Source organism: Pelotomaculum sp. PtaB.Bin117, from assembly GCF_002067195.1.
In the GTDB taxonomy this organism is placed as follows: domain Bacteria; phylum Bacillota; class Desulfotomaculia; order Desulfotomaculales; family Pelotomaculaceae; genus Pelotomaculum_D; species Pelotomaculum_D terephthalicicum.
Map to the genome: position 1 here is coordinate 1 of NZ_MVQM01000094.1, position 23024 is coordinate 23024.

At 51.5% G+C, this 23024-nt stretch carries 15 protein-coding genes and 2 pseudogenes; 16 read left to right on the forward strand and 1 reads right to left on the reverse strand.

Translation table 11 applies throughout. The features are described 5' to 3' along the window. Positions 1-481 (reverse strand): annotated as a pseudogene (locus A4E54_RS06260) (hypothetical protein); the annotation flags it as partial. Positions 482-868: 387 nt separating this feature from the next. Here A4E54_RS06260 and uvrB point away from each other — a divergent pair. The 16 genes and pseudogenes from uvrB to tpiA all read left to right on the forward strand — a co-directional run. Next, positions 869-2914 (forward strand): excinuclease ABC subunit UvrB, encoded by a 2046-nt coding sequence (gene uvrB / locus A4E54_RS06265; RefSeq protein ID WP_286725084.1) that lies wholly within the window; start codon positions 869-871, stop codon positions 2912-2914. Between the two features lie 321 nt (positions 2915-3235). After that, positions 3236-6121: an excinuclease ABC subunit UvrA gene (uvrA, locus tag A4E54_RS06270; protein WP_286725086.1), complete on the forward strand. Its 2886-nt coding sequence runs from the start codon at positions 3236-3238 to the stop codon at positions 6119-6121. Between the two features lie 142 nt (positions 6122-6263). Next, complete coding sequence (gene uvrC, locus A4E54_RS06275; RefSeq protein WP_286725089.1) at positions 6264-8117, forward strand: excinuclease ABC subunit UvrC; 1854 nt, start codon at positions 6264-6266, stop codon at positions 8115-8117. Between the two features lie 64 nt (positions 8118-8181). Next, positions 8182-8985: a Cof-type HAD-IIB family hydrolase gene (locus A4E54_RS06280; protein ID WP_240082810.1), complete on the forward strand. Its 804-nt coding sequence runs from the start codon at positions 8182-8184 to the stop codon at positions 8983-8985. A gap of 136 nt (positions 8986-9121) precedes the next feature. Continuing rightward, positions 9122-9538: pseudogene (locus A4E54_RS06285) on the forward strand (hypothetical protein). Continuing rightward, positions 9525-10328, forward strand: coding sequence for a Cof-type HAD-IIB family hydrolase (locus A4E54_RS06290; protein WP_240082809.1), 804 nt, complete (start codon positions 9525-9527; stop codon positions 10326-10328). The pseudogene A4E54_RS06285 and the gene A4E54_RS06290 overlap by 14 nt, the downstream one beginning before the upstream one ends. Next, complete coding sequence (locus A4E54_RS06295) at positions 10325-11296, forward strand: ROK family protein (protein ID WP_240082808.1); 972 nt, start codon at positions 10325-10327, stop codon at positions 11294-11296. Before A4E54_RS06290 ends, A4E54_RS06295 begins: the two co-directional genes overlap by 4 nt. Positions 11297-11656: 360 nt before the next feature. Next, on the forward strand, positions 11657-13660 hold the full coding sequence (locus A4E54_RS06300; RefSeq protein WP_240082807.1) for an amylo-alpha-1,6-glucosidase: 2004 nt from the start codon (positions 11657-11659) through the stop codon (positions 13658-13660). Between the two features lie 4 nt (positions 13661-13664). Further along, a complete protein-coding gene (locus A4E54_RS06305) occupies positions 13665-14738 on the forward strand; it encodes a bifunctional phosphoglucose/phosphomannose isomerase (protein ID WP_240082806.1) in 1074 nt (357 codons plus the stop codon). Positions 14739-14854: 116 nt separating this feature from the next. Continuing rightward, on the forward strand, positions 14855-15703 hold the full coding sequence (rapZ, locus tag A4E54_RS06310) for an RNase adapter RapZ (protein ID WP_286725103.1): 849 nt from the start codon (positions 14855-14857) through the stop codon (positions 15701-15703). Between the two features lie 20 nt (positions 15704-15723). Beyond that, the gene (mgfK, locus tag A4E54_RS06315) at positions 15724-17076 is read left to right on the forward strand and encodes a gluconeogenesis morphogenetic factor MgfK (protein WP_240082804.1); all 1353 of its coding nucleotides are present in this window, start codon (positions 15724-15726) and stop codon (positions 17074-17076) included. 123 nt (positions 17077-17199) lie between these two features. Then, a complete protein-coding gene (gene whiA / locus A4E54_RS06320; protein ID WP_286725095.1) occupies positions 17200-18144 on the forward strand; it encodes a DNA-binding protein WhiA in 945 nt (314 codons plus the stop codon). A gap of 145 nt (positions 18145-18289) precedes the next feature. Continuing rightward, positions 18290-19702, forward strand: coding sequence for an RNA polymerase factor sigma-54 (rpoN, locus tag A4E54_RS06325; protein WP_240082802.1), 1413 nt, complete (start codon positions 18290-18292; stop codon positions 19700-19702). Between the two features lie 302 nt (positions 19703-20004). Continuing rightward, on the forward strand, positions 20005-21051 hold the full coding sequence (gene gap, locus A4E54_RS06330; RefSeq protein WP_286725097.1) for a type I glyceraldehyde-3-phosphate dehydrogenase: 1047 nt from the start codon (positions 20005-20007) through the stop codon (positions 21049-21051). A 66-nt stretch (positions 21052-21117) separates the two neighbouring features. After that, a complete protein-coding gene (locus A4E54_RS06335; RefSeq protein WP_286725106.1) occupies positions 21118-22302 on the forward strand; it encodes a phosphoglycerate kinase in 1185 nt (394 codons plus the stop codon). A gap of 29 nt (positions 22303-22331) precedes the next feature. Continuing rightward, on the forward strand, positions 22332-23024 hold a 693-nt coding region (gene tpiA / locus A4E54_RS06340; protein WP_286725100.1), incomplete at its 3' end, for a triose-phosphate isomerase.

The following is a 23024-nucleotide window of genomic DNA, read 5'->3' on the forward strand; positions in this document are numbered from 1 at the left end:
GTTGCTGAAGCCAGTAAACAGCAGGGGGATCAGGATCGCGCTTTACAAAGCCGGCGTAAACAATATTAATAATAATGTGGTCATTAGAAATGCCATGCTGTTTCATTTTAAGCAACATGGTATAAATGTCACCAGTCTGCATGGCTGGCATCGCTAAATTGAATACTCTAAAACTACGCTTTTCTTTTTCCGCCATTTCATTTAAATAATATGATATTGATTTATCTGAAGGACCGGGATTGCTATATGCGACTGAATCGCCAAGAATTACCACGTAATCTTTTAGATGTTCTTTTTCTATAATAATTTTAACTTGTTCAAGCACGGTATCTATATTTGTGGTGCGATTCTTTACAAAATCATAATTCAGTCGATTATCGTAAATAATGCTGGCAGGAATAAAGTAGGGTAAACATAACTGAATAACTAGCAAATAGATCATAAAGTATATTATGGTTTTAAAATATCTTAAATGTAGCATTTGCTTACCTGTAAGATTAATAGTAATGTGTGGATAATTGGAAAATTTTATATAATATTAAATCATCATGTATTGTATAGAATTTTTTTAAATAACGCAAGCAATATTTTTATAGATAAATACTGAGTGTCTGCCGTATATATATATATATTATATTAGCTTATTATAAGGTTGGATATGATTGAATGGTTTCGGAAGAGGGATAGAAATCAACCGGTAAACTGAGAATAAACAATCGTTTTCAGGATAATTGTCAAATAGTCCAGAATCAAAAGACGGGGAGGCCGGGATTGCCCCGTCTTTTATCTTGTACAGAACATACTTTTGGCATCTTGCTCCTTATGGTATACTATTGATAAATAAATTAATAATTTAGAAGGTAAAATAATGCGGCCATTTCGGTTGAAATCGGAATACAAACCCATGGGGGACCAGCCCAAGGCTATCTCCGCCCTGGTAGACGGCTTACGGAAAGGTTATCAGGGACAGGTCTTGCTGGGTGCTACCGGCACCGGTAAAACGTACACGATAGCCCAGGTGATCCAGGCTGTCCAGCGGCCGGCTTTGATCCTGGCGCCGAACAAGACTCTGGCTGCCCAGCTTTGCGGGGAGTTTAAAGAATTCTTTCCAGACAACGCGGTGGAGTATTTTGTCAGTTATTACGACTACTACCAGCCGGAAGCCTATATTCCCCATACGGATACATACATTGAGAAGGACTCGTCTGTCAACGAAGAAATAGATAAATTGCGCCACTCGGCCACCTGCGCTCTCTTTGAGCGGCGGGACGTGATTATCGTGGCCAGTGTTTCATGTATTTACGGTTTGGGTGACCCGGAGGAATACAGCACGCTGGTGCTTTCCCTGCGCCAGGGTGAAAGCTATGACCGGGACGCCGTCCTGCGCAAACTGGTGAGCATTCAGTACGAGCGCAACGATATTAATTTTATCCGGGGCAAGTTCAGGGTGCGGGGCGATGTTGTTGAAATTTTCCCGGTTTCAGCCACGGAAAAAGCAATCAGAGTGGATTTCTACGGTGACGAAGTGGAAAGGATGCTGGAGTTCGACGTGCTGACCGGGGAAATTCTCGGGGAGCGCAAGCATGTGTCTATCTTTCCGGCCAGCCACTACGCCACCTCTAAGGAAAGGATGGACCGGGCTGTCATATCCATAGAAACTGAGTTGGAAAAACGGCTGGCCGAGCTGCGCTCTAAAGAAAAACTGCTGGAGGCGCAGCGTTTGGAGCAGCGCACCAGCTACGATCTGGAAATGATGCAGGAAATGGGGTTTTGCAGCGGGATTGAGAACTATTCGCGGCATCTGACGGGCAGGGCGCCGGGACAGGCCCCCTATACCCTGCTGGACTACTTTCCCAAGGATTTTATCATGTTTATCGACGAGTCCCATGTTACGGTACCGCAGGTGGGCGGCATGTACGAGGGGGACCGCTCCCGCAAGCGGTCCCTGGTGGAGCATGGCTTCCGGCTGCCTTCAGCTTTCGACAACCGCCCGCTGACTTTTCCGGAATTTGTGGAACGGTTGAATCAAGTTGTTTACACTTCCGCCACACCCGGTCCTTACGAGTTGAAAAACAACGCCCAGGTGGTTGAGCAGATTATTCGCCCCACCGGTTTGGTGGACCCGGAAGTAGCTATCCGGCCCACCAAGGGGCAGATTGACGACTTGTTGCAGGAGATCCAACTGCGGGTGCAAAAACAGGAAAGAGTGCTGGTGACTACGCTGACCAAGAAAATGGCCGAAGACCTTACGGATTATTTCCGTGAGGCGGGGGTCAAAGTGCGCTACCTGCACTCGGATATAAATACCATCGAGCGCATGGAAATACTGCGCGACTTGCGGCTGGGAGTTTTTGACGTTTTGGTGGGCATCAACCTGTTAAGAGAGGGCCTGGACCTTCCCGAGGTGAGCCTGGTAGCCATCCTCGACGCCGACAAAGAAGGCTACCTGCGCTCCGAGCGTTCCTTGATCCAGACCATCGGCCGGGCGGCCCGCAACGCCGAAGGCAAGGTGATTATGTACGCGGACAAGGTCACCGGTTCGATGAAGACAGCCGTCAATGAAACTGAGCGCCGCCGGAAAATACAAATTGAGTATAACAAAAAGCATGGAATTACTCCGGAAACCGTCCGCAAGGCGGTGCGGGACGTGATCGAGGCCACCCGGGTGGCGGAACCGAAAGCAGTTTATGAAGCCGGACCGCGTGCGGGTAAGAAGATGAAAAAGACCGAGTTGAAAAAATATATCGCCTCGCTGGAAAAAGAGATGCAGGGGGCGGCGCGCCGGCTTGCTTTTGAACAGGCGGCGCAGCTGAGGGATATTATTATCGAATTGCGGCTTCAGCTTAGGGGCGAGAAGGGCGTCAGGCCGGCAGTAGCGGAAGAAGTGTCCGCAACAGATATGGTTAATCGTTGAAATATTATTACATTGAGAGCGGAGAATACCATTAAGGATAATTGAATTTAGTATGGAATGTGTTACCTATGAAAGGATGAATTAAAGCGCAATATAAAGTGGTTAAGCTAGCCAGTAAAGGTCAAATGACTCTGACGAAGCGTATATCTTAATGGAGAAGAGATTATTTTAAAAAAGGTGAAAAATATTGTCACGATAACTATCTGGCTGAGGGTGGACCGCCACTTTGTCCAGTATGGCTTTAATGTTTTGCTGTTAAAAGCCGTTACTGAATAAAGGTGATTCATCTTTAATTATTAATGGTATAGTAGGAGTTTTTTTATGCTTGACAAAATCTTAATCAAGGGCGCGCGCGTCCACAACTTGAAAAATATTGATGTTGAGATTCCCCGCGACAAGTTTGTGGTGATCACCGGCTTATCGGGCTCCGGCAAGTCCTCGCTGGCTTTTGACACTATTTACGCCGAGGGGCAGCGCCGTTATGTGGAATCTCTTTCAGCTTACGCCCGCCAGTTTCTGGGACAAATGGACAAGCCGGATGTGGATTACATCGAAGGGCTTTCCCCGGCCATATCCATCGATCAGAAGACCACCAGCCACAACCCGCGCTCTACGGTGGGCACGGTGACGGAAATTTATGATTACTTGAGGCTGCTCTACGCCAGAATAGGACGCCCTCACTGCCCCCGCTGCGGTAAGTTGATCACCCGGCAGGCGGTGGAGCAAATGGTGGACCGCCTGGCTTCCCTTCCGGAAGGCACGCGCCTGCAGATCCTCTCGCCGGCAGTGCGCGGCAAAAAAGGCGAACATGTGAAAGTTATTGAAGACATCCGCCGGAACGGTTTCGTCAGGGTCAGGGTGGACGGCGAGGTGCTGGACACCTCAGGGGAAATCAAGCTGGACAAGAACAAGAAGCACACTATCGAGCTGGTGGTGGACCGTATTATCGTCCGGCCGGGCTTCGAGAGACGGCTCGCCGATTCGCTGGAAACCGCCCTCAAGCAAGGCGGCGGCCTGGCGGTGGCGGTAGTCGGCGGAACGGAAGAAATCACCTTCAGCGAGAATTTTGCCTGTGTCGATTGCGGCATCAGCATAATGGAAATTACACCGCGCCTGTTCTCTTTCAACAGCCCTTACGGGGCCTGTCCCGAGTGCACCGGGTTGGGTTTCAAGAAAGAGATCGACCCGGACCTGGTTATACCCGACCGGCGCAAGTCCATTGCCGGCGGGGCGATTGAAGGCTGGTCCAAAGGCGGCTACTCTTATCAGTTTCTGGAGGGAGTGGCGCGTCACTACGGCTTCAGTGTGGATACTCCGCTGCAAGAACTGGCGCCGGAACACCTGGACATTATCTTGTACGGAACGGGCGGCAACCGGATTCATTTTATTTTGCAGAATGATTTTTACGGCCGCAGACACGAAATGTACGTGCCCTTTGAAGGGGTGATTAACAACCTGTCCCGCCGCTATAAGGAAACGGCGTCGGAGCACCAGCGGGAGGAAATTGAAAACTACATGAGCAGCCGCCCCTGCCCGGCTTGCGGCGGCGCCAGGCTCAAGCCGGAGGTGCTGGCGGTGAAAGTGGGGGACCGCTCCATTACCGAGGTCACCCGCTTTTCGGTGCTGGAGGCGCGGGATTTCTTCAGCACGCTGGATTTAACCGGGCGGGAAAGAATGATTGCCCGGCAGGTTTTGAAGGAAATTAACGAGCGCCTGGGGTTTCTGGTAAATGTGGGGCTTGATTATCTTACCCTGGATCGGGGGGCGGGAACCCTTTCGGGCGGCGAGGCGCAGCGAATCAGGCTGGCCACGCAGATCGGCTCCGGGCTGATGGGTGTGCTCTATATCCTGGACGAGCCGAGCATCGGGCTGCACCAGCGGGACAACCAGCGCCTGCTCCGCACGTTGGAACGCCTGCGCGACCTGGGAAATACGTTGATTGTTGTAGAGCATGACGAAGATACAATGCTTGCCGCCGACCATATCATTGATATCGGCCCCGGCGCCGGGGTGCACGGCGGCCGGCTGGTGGCGTCCGGCAGTTATCAGGATATTGTTGACAATCCGGATTCAATTACCGGTCAGTACCTGAGCGGCAAGAAGGCCATCCCAATGCCCTTTTCCCGCCGCCAGGCCAACGGCAAGGAAGTGGTGGTGGCGGGAGCGGCGGAAAACAACTTGAAAAATATTGATGTGTCGTTCCCGCTGGGCGTGTTTATCTGCGTGACCGGGGTCTCCGGATCGGGCAAAAGCACCTTGGTGAATGATATTCTATACAGGAAACTGGCGCAGGAGCTGCACCGGGCGAGGACTCAGCCCGGGCGCTGCCGGGGCGTCGACGGCATCGAACACCTGGATAAAGTAATTGATATCAACCAGTCTCCCATCGGGCGCACGCCCCGGTCCAACCCGGCCACTTATACCGGAGTATTCAATGATATTCGCGATCTTTTCGCCATGACGCCGGAAGCGAAGATGCGCGGTTATAAAGCCGGGCGTTTTAGCTTTAACGTCAAAGGAGGGCGCTGCGAGTCCTGCCAGGGAGACGGGATTATCAAAATTGAGATGCACTTCCTGCCGGATGTATATATACCCTGCGAGGTGTGCAAGGGCCTGCGCTACAACCGGGAGACCCTGGAGGTCCGCTACAAGGGCAGGAATGTTGCCGATGTGCTGGAAATGACGGTGGACCAAGCAGTGGAGTTCTTCAGGCAAATCCCGAAAATTCATCGCAAGCTGAAGACCTTGCAGGATGTCGGCTTGGGCTATATCCGCCTCGGGCAGCCGGCTACCACCCTTTCGGGCGGCGAGGCCCAACGGGTCAAACTGGCCACGGAACTGTCCAGACGTTCCAACGGCAAGACCTTTTACATCCTGGACGAACCCACCACCGGTCTGCATACCGCCGACATCGACCATTTGCTGAAAGTGCTGCACCGGCTGGTGGATGCCGGGGATACAGTGGTAGTGATTGAGCATAACCTTGATGTGATCAAAACTGCCGACTATATTATCGACCTGGGCCCCGAAGGGGGCAACATGGGTGGTGAGGTGGTGGCAACCGGCACTCCGGAAGAAGTGGCGGCAGTATCGGAATCATATACCGGGCAGTTTCTGGGTAAAGTCCTCGCCAGGGGACCACGGCAAAGGTTTTGGAGGGAAGTGGAGGAAGAACCGCCGGCGCTGAGCAAGAGTGTTGGTGAGTGAACTTATCAATTGGGGACATTCCTTAACCCCAAAGTTAGGCTATAAAGAGAGGGATGTCCCCTTTCCATCGGGGACATTCCTCTGACCCCAAAGAAAGGCTTTAGAGAGAGGTGTGTCCCCTTTCCTTAAAGGCGGTGGTAAATTGCAACTGGAAGAAAAACTGAAACTGCTCCCCGCCAAGCCGGGGGTTTACCTTTACCGTAACGCCGACGGTGAAATAATCTATGTAGGCAAGGCGCTATCGCTAAAAAATCGGGTTCGTTCTTACTTCCAGGCAGGCGCGCAGCACCAGCCCAAAACGAAGGTAATGCTGGAAAAAGTAGCCGGCCTGGATTATATTGTCACCGACTCCGAAGTGGAGGCGCTAATCCTGGAACAGAACCTGATCAAGGAACACCGCCCCCGCTACAACGTTTTACTTAAGGATGACAAAAGCTATCCGTATCTGAAAATTACGTTGAATGAAAGCTATCCGCGAGTGCAGATTACCCGCCGGCACGTTAAAGACGGGTCAAGATATTTCGGGCCTTACACCAGGGTGGGGGCGGTAAACGAAACCTTGCGCCTTCTGAAAAAGATCTTCCCATTCCGTTCCTGCAAGCAGCGTGAACCGGCAGCAAGAGAAAGACCCTGCCTGAACCATCACATCAAGCGTTGCCTTGGCCCTTGCTGCGGGCTTACGGACCGGGAAACATACCGGGCGATGATCAACGAGGTGTGTCTTTTCCTGGAAGGGCGGCAGGAGGATCTGATCAAACACCTGACGGCCAGAATGGAAGAAGCCGCGGGAAATCTCGAGTTCGAAAAGGCCGCCGTACTGCGCGACCAATTGCGGTCGGTGCGGGAAGTAATTGAAAAACAAAAGATTATTTCAAACGGCTTTGAGGATCAGGACGTTATAGCCATGGCCAGGGCATTTGACGAGGCTTGCGTAATGGTGTTTTTTGTGCGGGGCGGCAAGCTGATCGGGCGGGATCATTTCATCCTGAAAGGCACGGAAGACCTGAGCCGTGCCGAAGTGCTCGGCGCGTTTATCAAACAGTATTATACCGGTATTGATTTTATCCCCCGGGAAGTTCTCTTGTCCGAAAGCGTTGAGGAAGAGAAGGCGGTAATTGAAGAATGGCTTACCGGCAGAAAAGGGGTCAGGGTTTTCCTGAAAACGCCCAGCCGCGGGGAGAAAAAGAAATTGGTGGAGATGGTGGCCAAAAACGCTCTTTTAACTTTGGAGCAAGTACAGAGCGATGGTGCCGCCCAAGGTGAAGAAGCGGCGGCGGCCTTGACCGAACTGGCCGGCGCGCTGGCGCTGGAGCGGCCTCCCCGCCGGCTGGAATGCTATGACATTTCCAATACCCAGGGTACCGGCAGTGTTGCCTCGATGGTTGTTTTTGAGGAAGGAAAACCTGCCAGGGACCAGTACCGGCGCTTTAAAATCCGCACTGTTACAGGGCCGGACGACTATGCCTCCATGCAGGAAGTGCTCAGGCGGCGTTTTACCCGCGCCCTGGAAGAAAAGAAGCTTTTTAGCACGGGGCAAATTTCCAGCAAGGAGGCTAAATTTTACCGTTTGCCGGACTTGGTGATCGTGGACGGCGGCAAGGGACAGCTTGCTGCCGCCCGCCGGGTTATGCGGGAACTGGGATTGGAAAAAATACCGGCTTATGGCCTGGCCAAGGAGGAAGAGCTTCTTTTTGGCGAGGGACAGCCGGATCCGGTTGCTTTGCCCCCGGATTCCCGGGCGCTCTACTTGCTGCAGCGCCTGCGGGACGAAGCGCACCGCTTCGCGGTAACTTATCACCGGAACTTGCGGGGCAAGGCCGGGTTGAAGTCATTGCTGGATGAAGTGGAGGGCATCGGTGAGGTGCGCCGCCGCGCCCTGCTAAAGGCTTTTGGCAGTATTTCCGGGATCGAAAAAGCTTCGCTGGCGGATTTGACTGCCGTTAAAGGAATGAATAAAAAAGCAGCGCTCGCTATATATGCATTTTTCCGCAAGTGAAAAACTTGTTGAATTGATTTACTTCTTATCAATATATTGTATAATATTGGTACGGGGAGGATTTATGCAGAAATTTAAATTAATTGCGGCGGATTTGGACGATACTTTACTGGACGATAATTTGCGATTGACGGACCAGGTGAAGGAAGCTATTGTCGCTGTGCGGAACACAGGTGTTCAGTTTACCATCTCCACCGGGCGGATGTACCGCTCCGCGCTACCATACGCGCAGGAACTGGGACTGGATCTGCCGCTGATCACCTACCAGGGGGCGTTGGTGAAAAACGCCTTGTCCGGGGAAGTTTTGCTATACCATCCGCTGCCGGTGCGCTACGCAAGGGAGATCGTCTCCCGGGTGCACGAACTGGGCTATCATTTGAACGCATATCTGGACGACGTGCTTTATATGGAAAATAATACCCCGGAGGGCCACCGGTACAGTCAAGTTTCCGGTGTAAAGCCTGAACTGGTGGGGGATCTTTTAAAAATACTGGATCGTGATCCCACAAAAATAGTGACAATAGCCAGGGAGCAGCTGCTTGACCGTCTCGTCGAAGAGTTAATACCTAAATATGCCGGAAAAGTGCATATTGTCAAATCAAAGCCGTATTTTTTGGAGTTTTCCCACCCAAAAGCAACAAAGGGACACGCTCTTAAAGCCTTCGCCGGGCATTTTGAGATAAAAAGAGAAGAAATCATGGCTATCGGTGACAGTTATAACGACCTGGAGATGATGAAGTACGCCGGTTTGGGTGTCGCGGTTGCCAACGCCAGGGATGACATCAAGAAAAAGGCCGGATATGTGACCACCGCGCCGAACGGCGCCGGAGTAGTTGAAGCGATCGAGAAGTTTGTGTTGGGGAGGTGAGTTGCCTGCCGGAACATTAGGTAAAGGGTGCCGGCAGTGTTTGCCTTGATGGTTGTTTTTGAGGAAGGAAAACCTGCCAGGGACCAGTCGGCGCTTTAAAATCCGCACTGTTACAGGGCCGGATGACTATGCCTCCATGCAGGAAGTGCTCAGGCGGCGTTTTACCCGCGCCTTGGAGGAAAAGGAGCTTTTGCGCACCGGGCAGCTTTCCAGCAAGGGGGCTAAATTTTACCTTTTTGCCAGATTTAGGGATCGTTGACGGCGGCAAGAGGCAGCTTTCGCCGTCCGCCGGGTCATGCGGGAACTTGGTTTGGAAAGAATACCTGCTTACGGCCTGGCCAAGGAGGAAGAACTGCTTTTCGGCGAGGGACAGCCGGATCCGGTTTCCTTGCCCCCGGACTCCCGGGCGCTCCACTTGCTGCAGCGCCTGCGGGACGAAGCGCGCCGCTTCGCGGTAACTTATCACCGACTTGCGGGGCAAGGCCGGGTTGATTTACTTCTTATTGATATATTGTATAATATTGGTGCCGGGAGGATTTATGCAGAAATTTAAATTAATCGCGGCGGATTTGGACGATACTTTACTGGACGATAATGCGCGATTGACGGACCAGGTGAAGGAAGCTATTGTGGCTGTGCGGAACACAGGTGTTCAGTTTACCGTTTCCAGCGGGCGGATGTACCGCTCCGCGCTACCATATGCGCAGGAACTGGGACTGGATCTGCCGCTGATCACCTACCAGGGGGCGTTGGTGAAAAACGCCTTGTCCGGGGAAGTTTTGCTATACCATTCGTTGCCGGTGCGCTACGCAAGGGAGATCGTCTCCCGGGTTCACGAACTGGGCTATCATATGAACACGTATCTGGACGACGTGCTTTATATGGAAAATGATACCCCGGAGGGCCGCCGGTACATTCAAATTTTCGGTGAAAAGCCTGAACTGGTGGGGGATCTTTTAAAAATACTGGAACGTGATCCTACAAGAATAATGACGATAGCCAGGGAGCAGCTGCTTGACCGTCTCGCCGAAGAGTTAATACCTAAATATGCCGGAAAAGTGCATATTGCCAAATCAAAGCCGTATTTTTTGGAGTTTTCTCACCCAAAATCAACGAAGGGATACGCTCTTGAAGCTCTCGCCAGGCATTTTGGGATAAAAAGAGAAGAAATCATGGCTATCGGTGACGGTTATAACGACCTGGAGATGCTGGAGTACGCCGGCTTGGGCGTCGCGGTTGCCAACGCCAGGGATGACATCAAGAAAAAGGCCGGATATGTGACCACCGCGCCGAACGGCGCCGGAGTAGTTGAAGCGATCGAGAAGTTTGTGTTGGGGAGGTGAGTCGCCTGCCGGAACATTATGTAATCGGGGTTGACCTCGGCGGAACGAAGATCCACACCGCCCTGGCCGCCGGAGACGGCCATATTTTAGCGGAAACAAGAGTCCCTACCGAAACTAAAAATGGGCCGTCGCACGTGATTGGGCGAATTATCGCCACCGTTGAGCAAGTCCGGGCGCAGGCTGGAGTATCCTCTGATTTTATCGATGCTGTCGCGGTGGGTTCACCCGGTCCCCTGGACATTGCCAGTGGGGTGATTCATTTTGCGCCGAACCTTGGCTGGCGCGGTATTCCCTTGAAAAAACTCCTGCGGGAGCGCCTGCGGGCGAAAGTAATGATCGATAATGACGCCAATCTGGCTGCCCTGGGTGAACATGTTTACGGAGCCGGGCGGGGCATGGATAATATGGTTTACATAACTGTCAGCACAGGGATCGGCGGGGGGTTGATCCTGAACGGACGTCTTTATCACGGTGCCACGGACGGGGCCGGGGAGATCGGACATATCACCGTGCTGCCGGATGGGCCGCTCTGTGGCTGCGGCGGCCGGGGCTGTCTTGAGTCTGTTTCTTCAGGCACTGCTATCGCGCGGGAAGCCCGGCGCCTGGTGGAACGCGGCAAGGGATTAAATATCCTGGCCCGGGCCGGGAACGAACCGGACGGGATCAGTGCCGTTACAGTGGCTGAGGCCGCGGCGGGGGGAGATCCGGAGGCAGTTTCAATTATTTCCCATGCGGCACGTTTTTTAGGAGTCGGCGTGGCGAATTTGATCAATCTGCTCAACCCGGACATGATCGTGCTGGGCGGCGGCGTGATGGAAATAGGAGAGCCCATCTGGCAGGGTGTCAGGACGGAAGTTGAGGCCCGGGCTTTAGGCGCGGCGTGCGCTCATGTTCAGGTGGTGCCGGCCGGGCTGGGCAGGCGGTCCGGTGTGCTTGGCGCGGTGGCGCTGGCGCTTCAGTTGGACTGACTTGCGGAGCGCTGCTAACAGCACCCGGCGAAGCAAGGGTAACCGAACTGCGGCGCGAAACCAGCGGACTACCAACGTTACGTATTTTAGTATAATTAGCTTAGTGGATAATGGGCTTCTCCTATAATTAGCTTATTACCGCCTTTGCAATGCCGCTAGTTCGGCCCGAAGCGAGCCGTGGTGCTGTCGGCGCGGAATTAATTGGGGACATTCCTTCCCTGATTTTCGGAACAGCTTCGTTAATGTTTTAACCAAGCTTTGCCTGCGCGTTTACTTTGAGGGCGATTTTGAAAACGGCAATGGTGAATTCAGAATAAAAGCCGGGACCACTGATTATGCTATTGGTGGGAGGGGCTAAAGATGTATTTTTATGGCAAGGACGATTGGCGCACTTTTGAGCGCGGCGCCGAAAAAGAGTGGCTCGTAACAAACGGTATCGGCGGCTACGCTTCCAGTACAATTATCTGTGCCAACACCCGTAAATACCACGGATTGCTGATCGCCGCCCATAGCCCCCCCGGCAGCCGGGTGGTGCAGTTGGTGAAGTTGGACGAGCGGTTTGCCGCTGGCGGGCGTACCTATAACCTTGCTACGAACAGCACCGGTTCCGGGGTGAGTGAATCAGGTTTCATTCACCTGCAACAGGTTGAAGTTGATCCTTTACCCACGTTTACCTATAGTTTTACGGACATAATCCTGAAAAAAACAATTTTCATGATCTACGGTCAGAATACTACCGTTATTCTGTATCAAATTACAAACGGGGCTGGTCCCGGCGTTTTACGTTTGACGCCCATGGTGAACTGCCGGGGCCATCATTTTATAACTAACGCGGACCAGATTAACTTTGCCCAGAAACCGGTCAATGGCGGTGTCGCGGTAAAAGGACGGGAGGAAGTGCCCCCGTTGCTGCTCACTATCAGTGACGGCGCTTACAATTCTGTCGGCGACTGGTTCAAAGGCATGGCTTACCTGGAGGAAAAAGAGCGCGGAGAGAATTGCTTCGAGGATCACTACGTTCCCGGTTTTTTTGAGGTGCCCCTGGCCGCGGGTGAAGACAAAACTGTGGCTGTGTTCGCGTCGACAGTTGCACTCCACAGACCGGACGGCGAAAAGCTGCTTGATGAAGCAAGAGCCCGGCTGCGGGATTTGGAAAATCAAGCCGGTTATGGTGAAGCCTTTGCCCGCGTGCTGGTGCGGGCGGCGGACGCCTTTATCGTGCGGCGCCAGTCAACCGGCGCCAAAACGGTGATTGCCGGTTATCCCTGGTTTACCGATTGGGGCAGGGACACCATGATCGCCCTGCCGGGACTGACCCTGGTGACCAAGAGGTTTGAAGACGCGCGGGAAATATTGCTGACCTATGTCCGGCAATGCAAGAAGGGCCTTTTGCCGAACTGTCTCCCGGATGGGGATGAAGCTCCGCTTTACAACACTGTGGACGCTTCCCTCTGGTTTTTCCAAGCGGTATATAAATACTTGGTTTACACGGGCGATCTGGAGTTTGTCTATGACTTGGTTTACCCTGTACTGAAGGACATCGTCCACTGGTATATGGACGGAACCGATTACAATATCTTTATGGACGAAGACGGCCTGCTGAATGCGGGAACACCTGATGTTCAGCTGACCTGGATGGATGCCAAAGTTGACGGATGGGTCGTCACGCCACGGAACGGCAAACCCGTGGAGGTAAACGCCTTGTGGTACAATGCCGTCTGCGTGTTGGAAATCCTGGCCGCCGTCTACGGGGAGCAGCCGGCTTACCATTATTTGATTGACAGGATAAAGGAAAGCTTTACCGGCAGTTTTTGGAGTGAAAAAGAGGGTTATCTTTGTGATGTAATTTCACCTGAAGAAAAAGACTGGCGGGTCCGGCCGAACCAGTTGCTGGCGGTCAGCCTGCCCTACAGCATGCTGACCGGAGAGCAGGCGCGCCGGGTTGTGCGCAAAGTTTGGCAGGAACTCTATGTTGCTTATGGCATCCGCAGCCTTTCTCCGGAATACGGTGAATACAAAGGAATTTATACCGGGGATCGCGTTCAGCGGGACGGCTCTTATCACCAGGGGACTGCCTGGAGTTGGCTGATGGGGCCTTTTGTCACCGCTTACCGGAAGGCGTACGACTATAGCGCGTCCAGCCGCGAGCAGGCTTATCGTTTTCTTTTGCCTTTCCGCAGTCATTTGCGCGACCGGGGTGTTGGCCAGGTTTCCGAGATATTTGACGGCAATGAGCCTATAGCCCCACGGGGCTGTTTCGCCCAGGCCTGGGGGGTTGCCGAGGTGCTGCGGGCTTATGTTGAAGACGTGCTGGAAATCCGGCCTCAGGCGCTGGAGAAAATAGAAGCCTTAGCGAGGAGGTAATGATATGTCCCAGCTTGTTGATTTAAACCAGGAGGATGAGTTACGCCGTATAGACACCATCGGTATGTTCGCGGCGCTGGACGGCCTGCCCGGCCAGTGTGCCAGGGCCTGCCGGGAGTTGGTTGAAAAAGTTCAGTTGCCGGAAATTAAGGCCATATCCAACATCGTGGTCACCGGTCTGGGCGGTTCGGCAATTGGCGGGGATTTGCTGAGGGTTTACGCCGCCGGTCAGATTTCAGTTCCCATTACTGTGAACAGGGATTATGTGCTGCCCAAGTTTGTCGGGCCTGATACCCTGGTCTTTGCCGTCAGCTATTCCGGAAATACGGAGGAAACGCTGAGCGCTTACTCTGAGGCGCGGAACAGGGGGGCGTCTGTCGTTGCCATCACCACCGGCGGCAAGCTGGGTGAAGCGGCCAAGAAAGATAGTTTTCCGGTGATTGAAATTCCCGGCGGCATTTCACCCAGGTCGGCCACCGGCTATTTGTTCATTCCCACTTTGAAGGTCTTGAACAGGCTTGGCCTGTTGTCCGACGTGACAGAAGAACTTGACGAAATGATTGATTTAATCGGCAATATGCGTGCAAAGCTTGGTCCGGCAGTTATGGAAGCGGAAAACCCGGCCAAACAAATTGCCCGCAAACTTCAAGGCAGAATCCCCGTAATTTGGGGTTCCGCCGGCACTACCGAGGTTGTTGCCCAGCGCTGGAAGGGTCAGATTAACGAAAACGCCAAATCTCCGGCTTACTGGAATGTGCTGCCTGAGCTTAACCACAATGAGATTGTGGGTTTGGAGTTCCCGCCTGAAATCTTAAAGAAGATTCATATCATCATTCTCAGGGACGAGCGGGATCATCCACGTGTGCAAAAGAGAATTGAGATAACGAAAGAAGTGATTCAAAATGCGGTCGACGGCTATACCGAGGTGCGGGCCACCGGTAGCGGTGTTCTGGCAAGGTTATATTCCCTGATTTACACTGGGGATTTTGCAAGTGTTTATCTGGCCGCCCTGAATGGTGTGGACCCTGGCCCGGTTAAGGTTATCGATCTTCTTAAAAAGGAGCTGCAAAACCGCTGAAGCGACAAACTTTTTCCGGCATTTTCTTGCAGTTTAATTTGGCCGCCGTTATAATAAGAGTATTTTAGGAATAGAATACTGTTTTAAAGGGGGTATGGGTTACGCAAAGGCTCGTTATTGTTACCGGTTTGTCTGGAGCCGGCAAAACCCAGGCTTTACACAGCCTGGAAGATCTGGGTTTTTTCTGCGTGGACAACCTGCCTCCGGCGCTGATCCCGAAATTCGCTGAACTCTGTGCACAAGCGGCCAATAAAATTAATAAAATAGCATTAGTTGTAGACATCAGGGGCGGGGAGTTCTTTGACACCTTCTTTGAAGTATTGTCTGACCTTGACGCCAAGGACATCAGGTGCGAAATACTTTTTCTCGAGGCTTCAAATGAAACACTGGTGCGGCGTTTCAAGGAGTCCAGGCGGCGTCACCCCTTAAGCACGTACGGAGAGGTGCTGGAAGGGATACAGGAGGAAAGAAGCCGTTTGGAAGATTTACGGGGCAGGGCGAACAAAATAATCGACACCTCAAATATGGCGGTGCAGCAGTTAAAAGAGGTGATTAACGGTATCTTTGCCGACAACGCCTGTGCCTCCGGGTTGCATATCACGGTTATTTCGTTTGGGTTTAAATACGGCATACCTCTTGATTCGGACCTGGTTTTTGATGTCCGTTTTCTGCCGAATCCGTACTACCAGAGTAACTTAAGGCCTTTTACCGGCAACGACGCGGTTGTTCGTGAATATGTTTTCAGTTTTCCGTTGACGAGTGAATTTATGGAAAAATTCTCAGATTTGGTCCAGTTTCTTATCCCCCAGTATTCCAAGGAAGGTAAAACCACTCTGATGATTGCTGTCGGGTGTACCGGAGGTATGCATCGTTCCGTAACCCTGGCTAACCGTTTGGGGGAAATATTATCTGAAAAGAATTTCCGGGTGACCGTACGTCACCGGGATATCAACCGTTCAAATTAATTTAGGAGATTCAGAAGAAGATGATCATAATCAAGTGGTTCTATCCGGGCATGCGGGTAAAACGCTGGTTGTTCATGGCTCTGGGGGGACTTGTGTTTGCCGGGGTGGGTATTGACTTGTTTACCGGCGGCATGGTTTCCAGTGACATAGCCGATTTCGTTCATCAGCTGGAAAAGAGCTATATTGTTCAGAGTAACAGTGTCATCGCAGGGGTCTTTGTTGTTGCTATGGGTATAGCTGTAATGAGCGTCGGCCTGTTGAAAGCGTTGCAATCGGTAGCCTCTGTGCTTTTGCCCGGGCAGGAGGGCAGGTTGGCTGAGTTTATTTACGAGAAGCGCAGCCTCAGGCGCGGGCCCAAAATCGTGGTGATAGGCGGAGGCACCGGGTTGTCCGTGCTGCTGAGAGGGTTGAAGAAATATACCAGCAACCTTACAGCCATAGTTACTGTAGCCGACGACGGAGGAAGTTCCGGCCGCCTGCGGGGCGATTTGGGTATTTTGCCGCCCGGTGACATTCGTAACTGTCTGGTAGCTCTTGCTGATAAAGAACCACTGATGGAAGAGTTGCTGCAGTACCGTTTTACAACTGGTGAACTAGCGGGCCATTGCATGGGCAATCTGCTTTTAGCCGCGCTGACCGGTGTGTCCGGCAGCTTTGACCAGGCCGTGCGCGGGCTGAGCAAGGTTCTGGCCGTGCGGGGGCGAGTGCTGCCGGCAACTTTGTCGAACATCACCTTGTGTGCTGAATTGGCAGATGGGACAGTGGTGCAGGGAGAGTCCAGCATTACCCGGAGCCAGGGTAAAATAAAACGAGTATTTATCAAGCCGCAGCGCTGTCTGCCGTTAGCCGAGGCGCTGGCCGCCATCCAGGCGGCCGACGCTGTTGTGCTGGGGCCGGGCAGTCTTTACACCAGCGTTATTCCGAACTTGCTGGTGAAAGGGATTCCCGAGGCTCTGGCCAGGTCTTCAGCTATTAAAATATATGTCTGCAATGTGATGACCCAGCCGGGCGAGACGGATGACTACACCGGTTCGGAACACCTCCGCGCGATTATCGCCCATGCCGGAAAATTTCTTGATTACGTTTTGCTTAACACCGGTCAGATTCCGGCCAGACTGCGCGTCCGCTACCGGCAGGACGGCGCCAGCCCTGTTTTAGCGGACCTGGAGAAAATAGAAGAGCTGGGGGTAACTGCTGTAGGTGAAAACCTGATTCACGAGACCCAAGTCGTGCGCCACCATCCGGATCAACTGGCCCAGGGGATTCTGCGCCTGATTATGTCACCGAACGGGTCCCAGGATCGGGTTCACTATCTTCATGAGCGCCGGAAGGCGGTTTATAATCAGGAGTTTTCCGGCGTTAAATCACGTTAAGTTTTGGAAAATAACCTGGATAAAATTATTCAGGAGGCGGGAACCCCGTCTCTTTTTGTTATATGTGTTATTCTCTTTTTGTTATTATGTTATAATATATAAGGAAGAAAGAAGGTTAGTGGTTTGTCTTTTTCGGCGGCAACAAAAAATGAGCTGGCCCGCGTTACCAGCCGGCAGTCATGCTGCCGTCTGGCTGAATTGGCTGCCCTGGTCAGGATGGACGGCAGTATTCAGATTAATGGAGAGCGGCTTGTGTCACTGCATATTGCCACGGAAAACGCCGCAGTCGCCAGAAAGATACTCTCCATGATCAAGAGTCTGTTTGACATGCGCACTGAGGTGCTGGTGCAGAGAAAAACCCGCCTCCGCAAAAACAATGTTTATTTGGTGCGTATTCCTCCCCAGCCGGAAGTAGATACGCTTTTGAACAGGTTGGGCATGATTGACCAGGACGGCCGGTTGATCAACAACGTGCGGGAAGACTTGTTAAAGAAGGAGTGCTGCCGCCGCGCCTACTTGCGGGGAGTTTTTCTCGGCGGCGGTTCGGTGAACAGCCCTGAAGGCACTTACCACCTCGAATTAATTACCGATAACGAAAAACATGCCGGCTATATCGGCAGGCTGATGCAAAAATTGAGACTGCCGGCCAAAGTAAGTGAGAGAAAAAACTGGCATGTTGTTTACTTGAAGGGCAGTGAACAGATAGTCCGTTTTTTAAATATCATCGGCGCCCACTCGGCGTTGCTCAACTTTGAAAACGCCAGGATATACAAGGACATGCGCAATCAGGTCAACCGCCTGGTTAATTGCGAAACCGCCAACTTGAACAAAACTGTTAACGCATCGGTCCGGCAGTTGGAAAATATCAAATTGGTGAGAGATACTATGGGTTTTGAGCATATTCCCGTTTCTCTGCGTGAAGTGGCTGAGTTGCGGGTTAAATACCCTGACGCGAGTCTTAAAGAATTAGGAGATTTTGCACAGCCCCGCTTAAGCAAGTCCGGTATTAACCACCGTTTGCGGAAAATTGAAGAAATAGCTGAAAAGCTCAGGGGAAAGAAGTTCTAAAATAAAAAATTTATGGTATTTTGCTGGTGCGTATCTAACAATTACCTGCTGAATATTATGAAATGTATGAGTGTTTGGCAGGAATAAGCCTTTTCTTTAGTGAATTATTACTTTGAAATAAGTTCTCCGGGGGTGTGGACTTTTTATGCAGATGGGTTATAATCTTAACTTGGAACAGACCCAAAAGTTAGTCATGACACCCAAGCTGTGCCAGGCTATTACTGTGCTGCAGCTTTCTTCCCTGGAACTCTCTGCGTATATTGAACAGCAGCTCGAAGAAAACCCCTTGTTGGAGTTGCGGGAAGACGGTGTGTTTGATGACGTGGATAAAACCGGCGAGCCGGAAGCGGAAAAGCAGGATAATGGATTTAACTGGGAAGATTATTTCGAAGATCAATACCATGACGGTAGGGACGGCGGGATTATCCAAAAAGAAAGACAGCAGAAACAGATGGGATACGGTTACGAAAAATTCCTGTCTCAGACCCCCACTTTGTCTGATTATCTCCTGTCGCAGTTGAATCTAACCTCGTGCTACGGGACGGATAAGTTAATCGGGGAATATTTGATCGGCAACATAGACGACAATGGTTATCTGAGAGTCTCTCTCGCAGAAGTGCGGGAGCGGTTAAATGTTGATTTAAACAGAGTAGTTAAAGTTTTGCATTTAGTACAGAGTTTTGAGCCGGTGGGAGTAGGCGCCCGGAACTTGCAGGAATGCTTGTTGATTCAGATTGAGCGTTTAGGTATTAAAGACGATGTTACCAGTAGATTAATCAACCAACATTTAACCGACTTGGCTAAGGGGAGGCTTGTCAAAATAGCTCACAACCTGGGTGTGTCGATACGGGAAGTGCAGCAGTCCTCCGATCTGATTAAAACGCTTGACCCGAAACCAGGCCGTAATTTCACCGGTATGAACGACGCGTGTTATATTATACCTGATGTTGTTTTGGAAAAGGTGGGAGAAGAGTATATAATCCTGGTGAACGATGTCACCGTTCCGCGAGTAACTATTAACTCGGCGTATCGATCTGTATTGAATAAAGAAAACAATATTGATTCTGATACTCGCCGTTTTGTGGAAAATAAGCTCAATGCTGCTGTTTGGCTGATCCGGAGCATTGAGCAGCGGCGTTTGACTTTGTACAAGGTTGCCAGTTGTCTGGTTGAGTTGCAGAGGGATTTTCTGGATAGCGGTATTAAATACCTTAAGCCCCTGAACCTGAAAAAGGTCGCTGAAATTGTTGGTATCCACGAGTCAACGGTAAGCAGGGCCACTTCGAATAAATATATTCAGACTCCCCGCGGTGTTTTCGAGATGAAGTGTTTCTTTGCGACCGGGCTGAACAACGATGCCGGGACTAAAATTTCGGCGGGAAGCATTAAGAAATTACTTCAAGAGATTATCGCCGGGGAAGATAACAGGTATCCTCTAAACGACCAGAAGATAGCCGATATTTTTAGTCTGAGAGGGATACGTATTTCCCGGCGCACTGTGGCCAAGTACCGGGATGAACTGGGTATACCGGCTGTTCAGAAAAGAAAAAGGTATTAAATTGCAGGAGGCAGAATTCAGACACCCATGAAGCTTCGCTTTTTCGCCATTAGTATGGATGAAAATGATAAAGGTTTATTTTCGGAAGCAGTATTAGAGTGATTTCAAGATAAATAAACCATTCGCTCATGCTAACTGCTGAATTCTGAATACTTGAATAATTTCCGGGGTATGGCTAAAGTCATACCCTGATTTTTATTATGGAAAATTATATTGTCGAGAAGGAATTTGAAGAGCAAGTGAAGAATAAAGTATGTAATAATTAAATAAAATAGGCTCAATATGGTACACTAATGAAGGGAGTGGGTAACACTAATGGGGTGAAAATAGGGATTAATGGTCAAGGACGGATTGGTCGCGATCTGTTAAGAGGCGCTCTGAAGCGCCCGGATCTTGATGTAGTAGCGGTTAACCACAAAACCAGCCGGCTTTCAGTTTCAGAGACTTATGCGGAATCAGTCGCGCACATGATTAAATATGATTCGGTACATGGCGTTTATGACGCGGATATTCAAGTTAAAAATGGAAACTTTGTTATTAACGGAAAGGAAATCAAATTATTTGCGGAAGGTGATCCCACACTCCTGCCATGGAAGGAATTAGGCGTTGACATAGTACTTGAGTCCACCGGCAAATTTAACAACCCGGCGAATGCGGCGAAACACCTGCAGGCAGGGGCTAAAAAAGTCCTCTTGAGCGCCCCGGCCAAGGGCGGAGAGTGCTTAACGGTAGTTATGGGCGTTAATGAGGGTACGTATGACCCGGCGCAGCATCACGTGGTTTCCAATGCTTCCTGCACAACCAACTGCCTGGCGCCGGTGGCCAAAGTCCTTAACGACAAGTTTGGCATTGTCAAAGGGGTTATGACTACCGTGCACGCTTATACCAATGATCAGCAAATCTTGGATATGCCCCACCGGGACACGCGGCGTGCCAGAGCGGCCAACCTTTCCATTATACCTACCAGCACCGGTGCCGCTAAAGCGGTGGGACTGGTACTCCCGGAATTGAAGGGCAAACTAAACGGTTTCGCCATGCGGGTGCCGACTCCGAATGTGTCTGTGGTGGATCTGGTGGTGGAATTATCCAAGAAGACCAGTGCGGAAGAAATCAACGCGGCTTTTAAAGAGGCTTCGGAAGGAGCTCTCAAAGGGATTATGGAGTACTGCGAACTGCCGCTGGTATCAATAGACTTCAACGGCAACCCGCACTCGACTATTATTGACGCGCTTTCAACCATGGTCATGGAAGGGAATATGGCTAAAGTAATTGCCTGGTACGACAATGAGTGGGGATATTCCCAACGGTTGCTGGATCTGACTTCTTATGTCGCTTCTAAGGGCTTATAGGTGTAAATGTGGTCGCGGTGTTGCCCGCCGGCAACCCGCGACTATTTATAAGGAGGTGTATGAAAAATAGCCAAAAAAACTGTGCGCGACCTGGATGTGGCCGGCAAACGGGTGCTGGTCCGGGTGGATTTTAATGTTCCGGTGGATAAAAACGGCCAGGTGTCCGACGATACCCGGATCAAGGCGGCCCTTCCCACTATAAATTATCTTCTTGAAAAAAAGGCTAAAGTCATTCTGGCTTCACATCTCGGGCGCCCCAAAGGAAAAATAGACGACAAGTACAGGATGGACCCTGTAGCCAAGCGGCTCTCGGAATTGCTCGGGTTTTCAGTCCGAAAAGTTGACGATTGTATCGGTGAATTGCCGCAGGCCGCTATTAGCGGTATGCAGGTCGGGGATGTGGTTCTCCTCGAAAATGTCCGGTTCCATCCCGAAGAAGAGAAAAACAATGAAGAATTTGCCCGGAAGCTGTCCGAGTTGGCTGATATTTATGTTAACGATGCGTTCGGGACAGCCCACCGCGCCCACGCTTCCACTGAAGGAGTGGCTAAATTCCTGCCTGCCGTGGCCGGCTTCCTGATGGAGGGCGAACTGGCAATGCTCGGCAAGCTCCTGTCGGCGCCGGAAAGGCCTTTTATGGCCATCATGGGCGGGGCAAAAGTGTCCGATAAAATACCGGTTATCGCAAATTTATTTAACAAGGTCGACAGCCTGGTCATCGGCGGCGGTATGGCCAACACCTTTTTGAGCGCTACCGGCTGCGATACAGGCAAGTCACTTGTTGAGGCAGACAAGGTCGAACTGGCGAAAGACTTGATCGAAGAGGCTAAGAGCAAGGGGATAGACTTCCTGTTGCCTGTTGACGTTGTAATCGCGCCGGAAGCGTCGCCGGACGCAGAGCATAAAACCGTACCGGTAAGCCAGATCCCCGACAACTGGATGGCGCTGGATATCGGGCCGGAGTCGGTAAAACTTTTTGTTGAAGCCTTAAAATCAGCTAAAACCATTATGTGGAACGGTCCCATGGGTGTCTTTGAAATGGAGCCGTTTGCCAAAGGTACGGAAGCCGTGGCCGGCGCGCTGGCCACGATAGAGGCGACAACCGTAATTGGGGGCGGCGATTCGGTAGCGGCGGTGAAAAAAGCCGGAGTTGCCGAAAAGATGACCCACATTTCCACCGGCGGCGGCGCGTCCCTGGAGTTTCTTGAAGGCAAGCAGCTGCCCGGGGTAGTGGCTCTACTTGATAAATAGTGAATTCCAGTTGATGATTGGGGGGGCTGATGAAAATGATAATAAAGCGCAAGCCCATAATTGCCGGAAATTGGAAGATGTATAAGACGGTTTCCCAAGCTTTGGCGTTTGTCAATGAATTAAAGCGGGCAGTAGACGAAATCAAGGACGTTGAGGTCGTCGTGTGTCCGCCTTTTACTGCCTTGTTTCAAGTGTCTGAGGCGCTGCGCGGCACCGGCATCGGTGTGGGCGCGCAGAATGTGTACTGGGTGGACGAAGGCGCTTTTACCGGTGAAATATCACCCTTGATGTTAAAAGAGGCCGGCTGTTCATATGTAATCATCGGCCACTCCGAGCGCAGGCAGTATTTCGGAGAAGTTGATGATTATGTTAATCGCAAGATTAAAGCCGTTTTGGCGCACGGCCTGACCCCGATAATGTGCGTGGGTGAACGGATCGAGGAGCGGGAGTCGGGTATTACAGAGAAAATAATAAAAACTCAAACAGAGGCGGGGCTGGCCGGCCTGGTGGCCGACCAAGCGGCCGGGCTGGTAATCGCCTACGAGCCGGTTTGGGCCATTGGTACGGGAAAAACCGCTTCAGACGCGGACGCTCAGCAAGTGATCGGGTTTATCCGCAAGCTGGTAAGTGACCTATACGGCGCGGATGTGGCGGCAAAGGTGCGTATCCAGTACGGCGGCAGCGTAAAACCGCAAAACGCCGCGGGCCTGATGGCGCAGCAG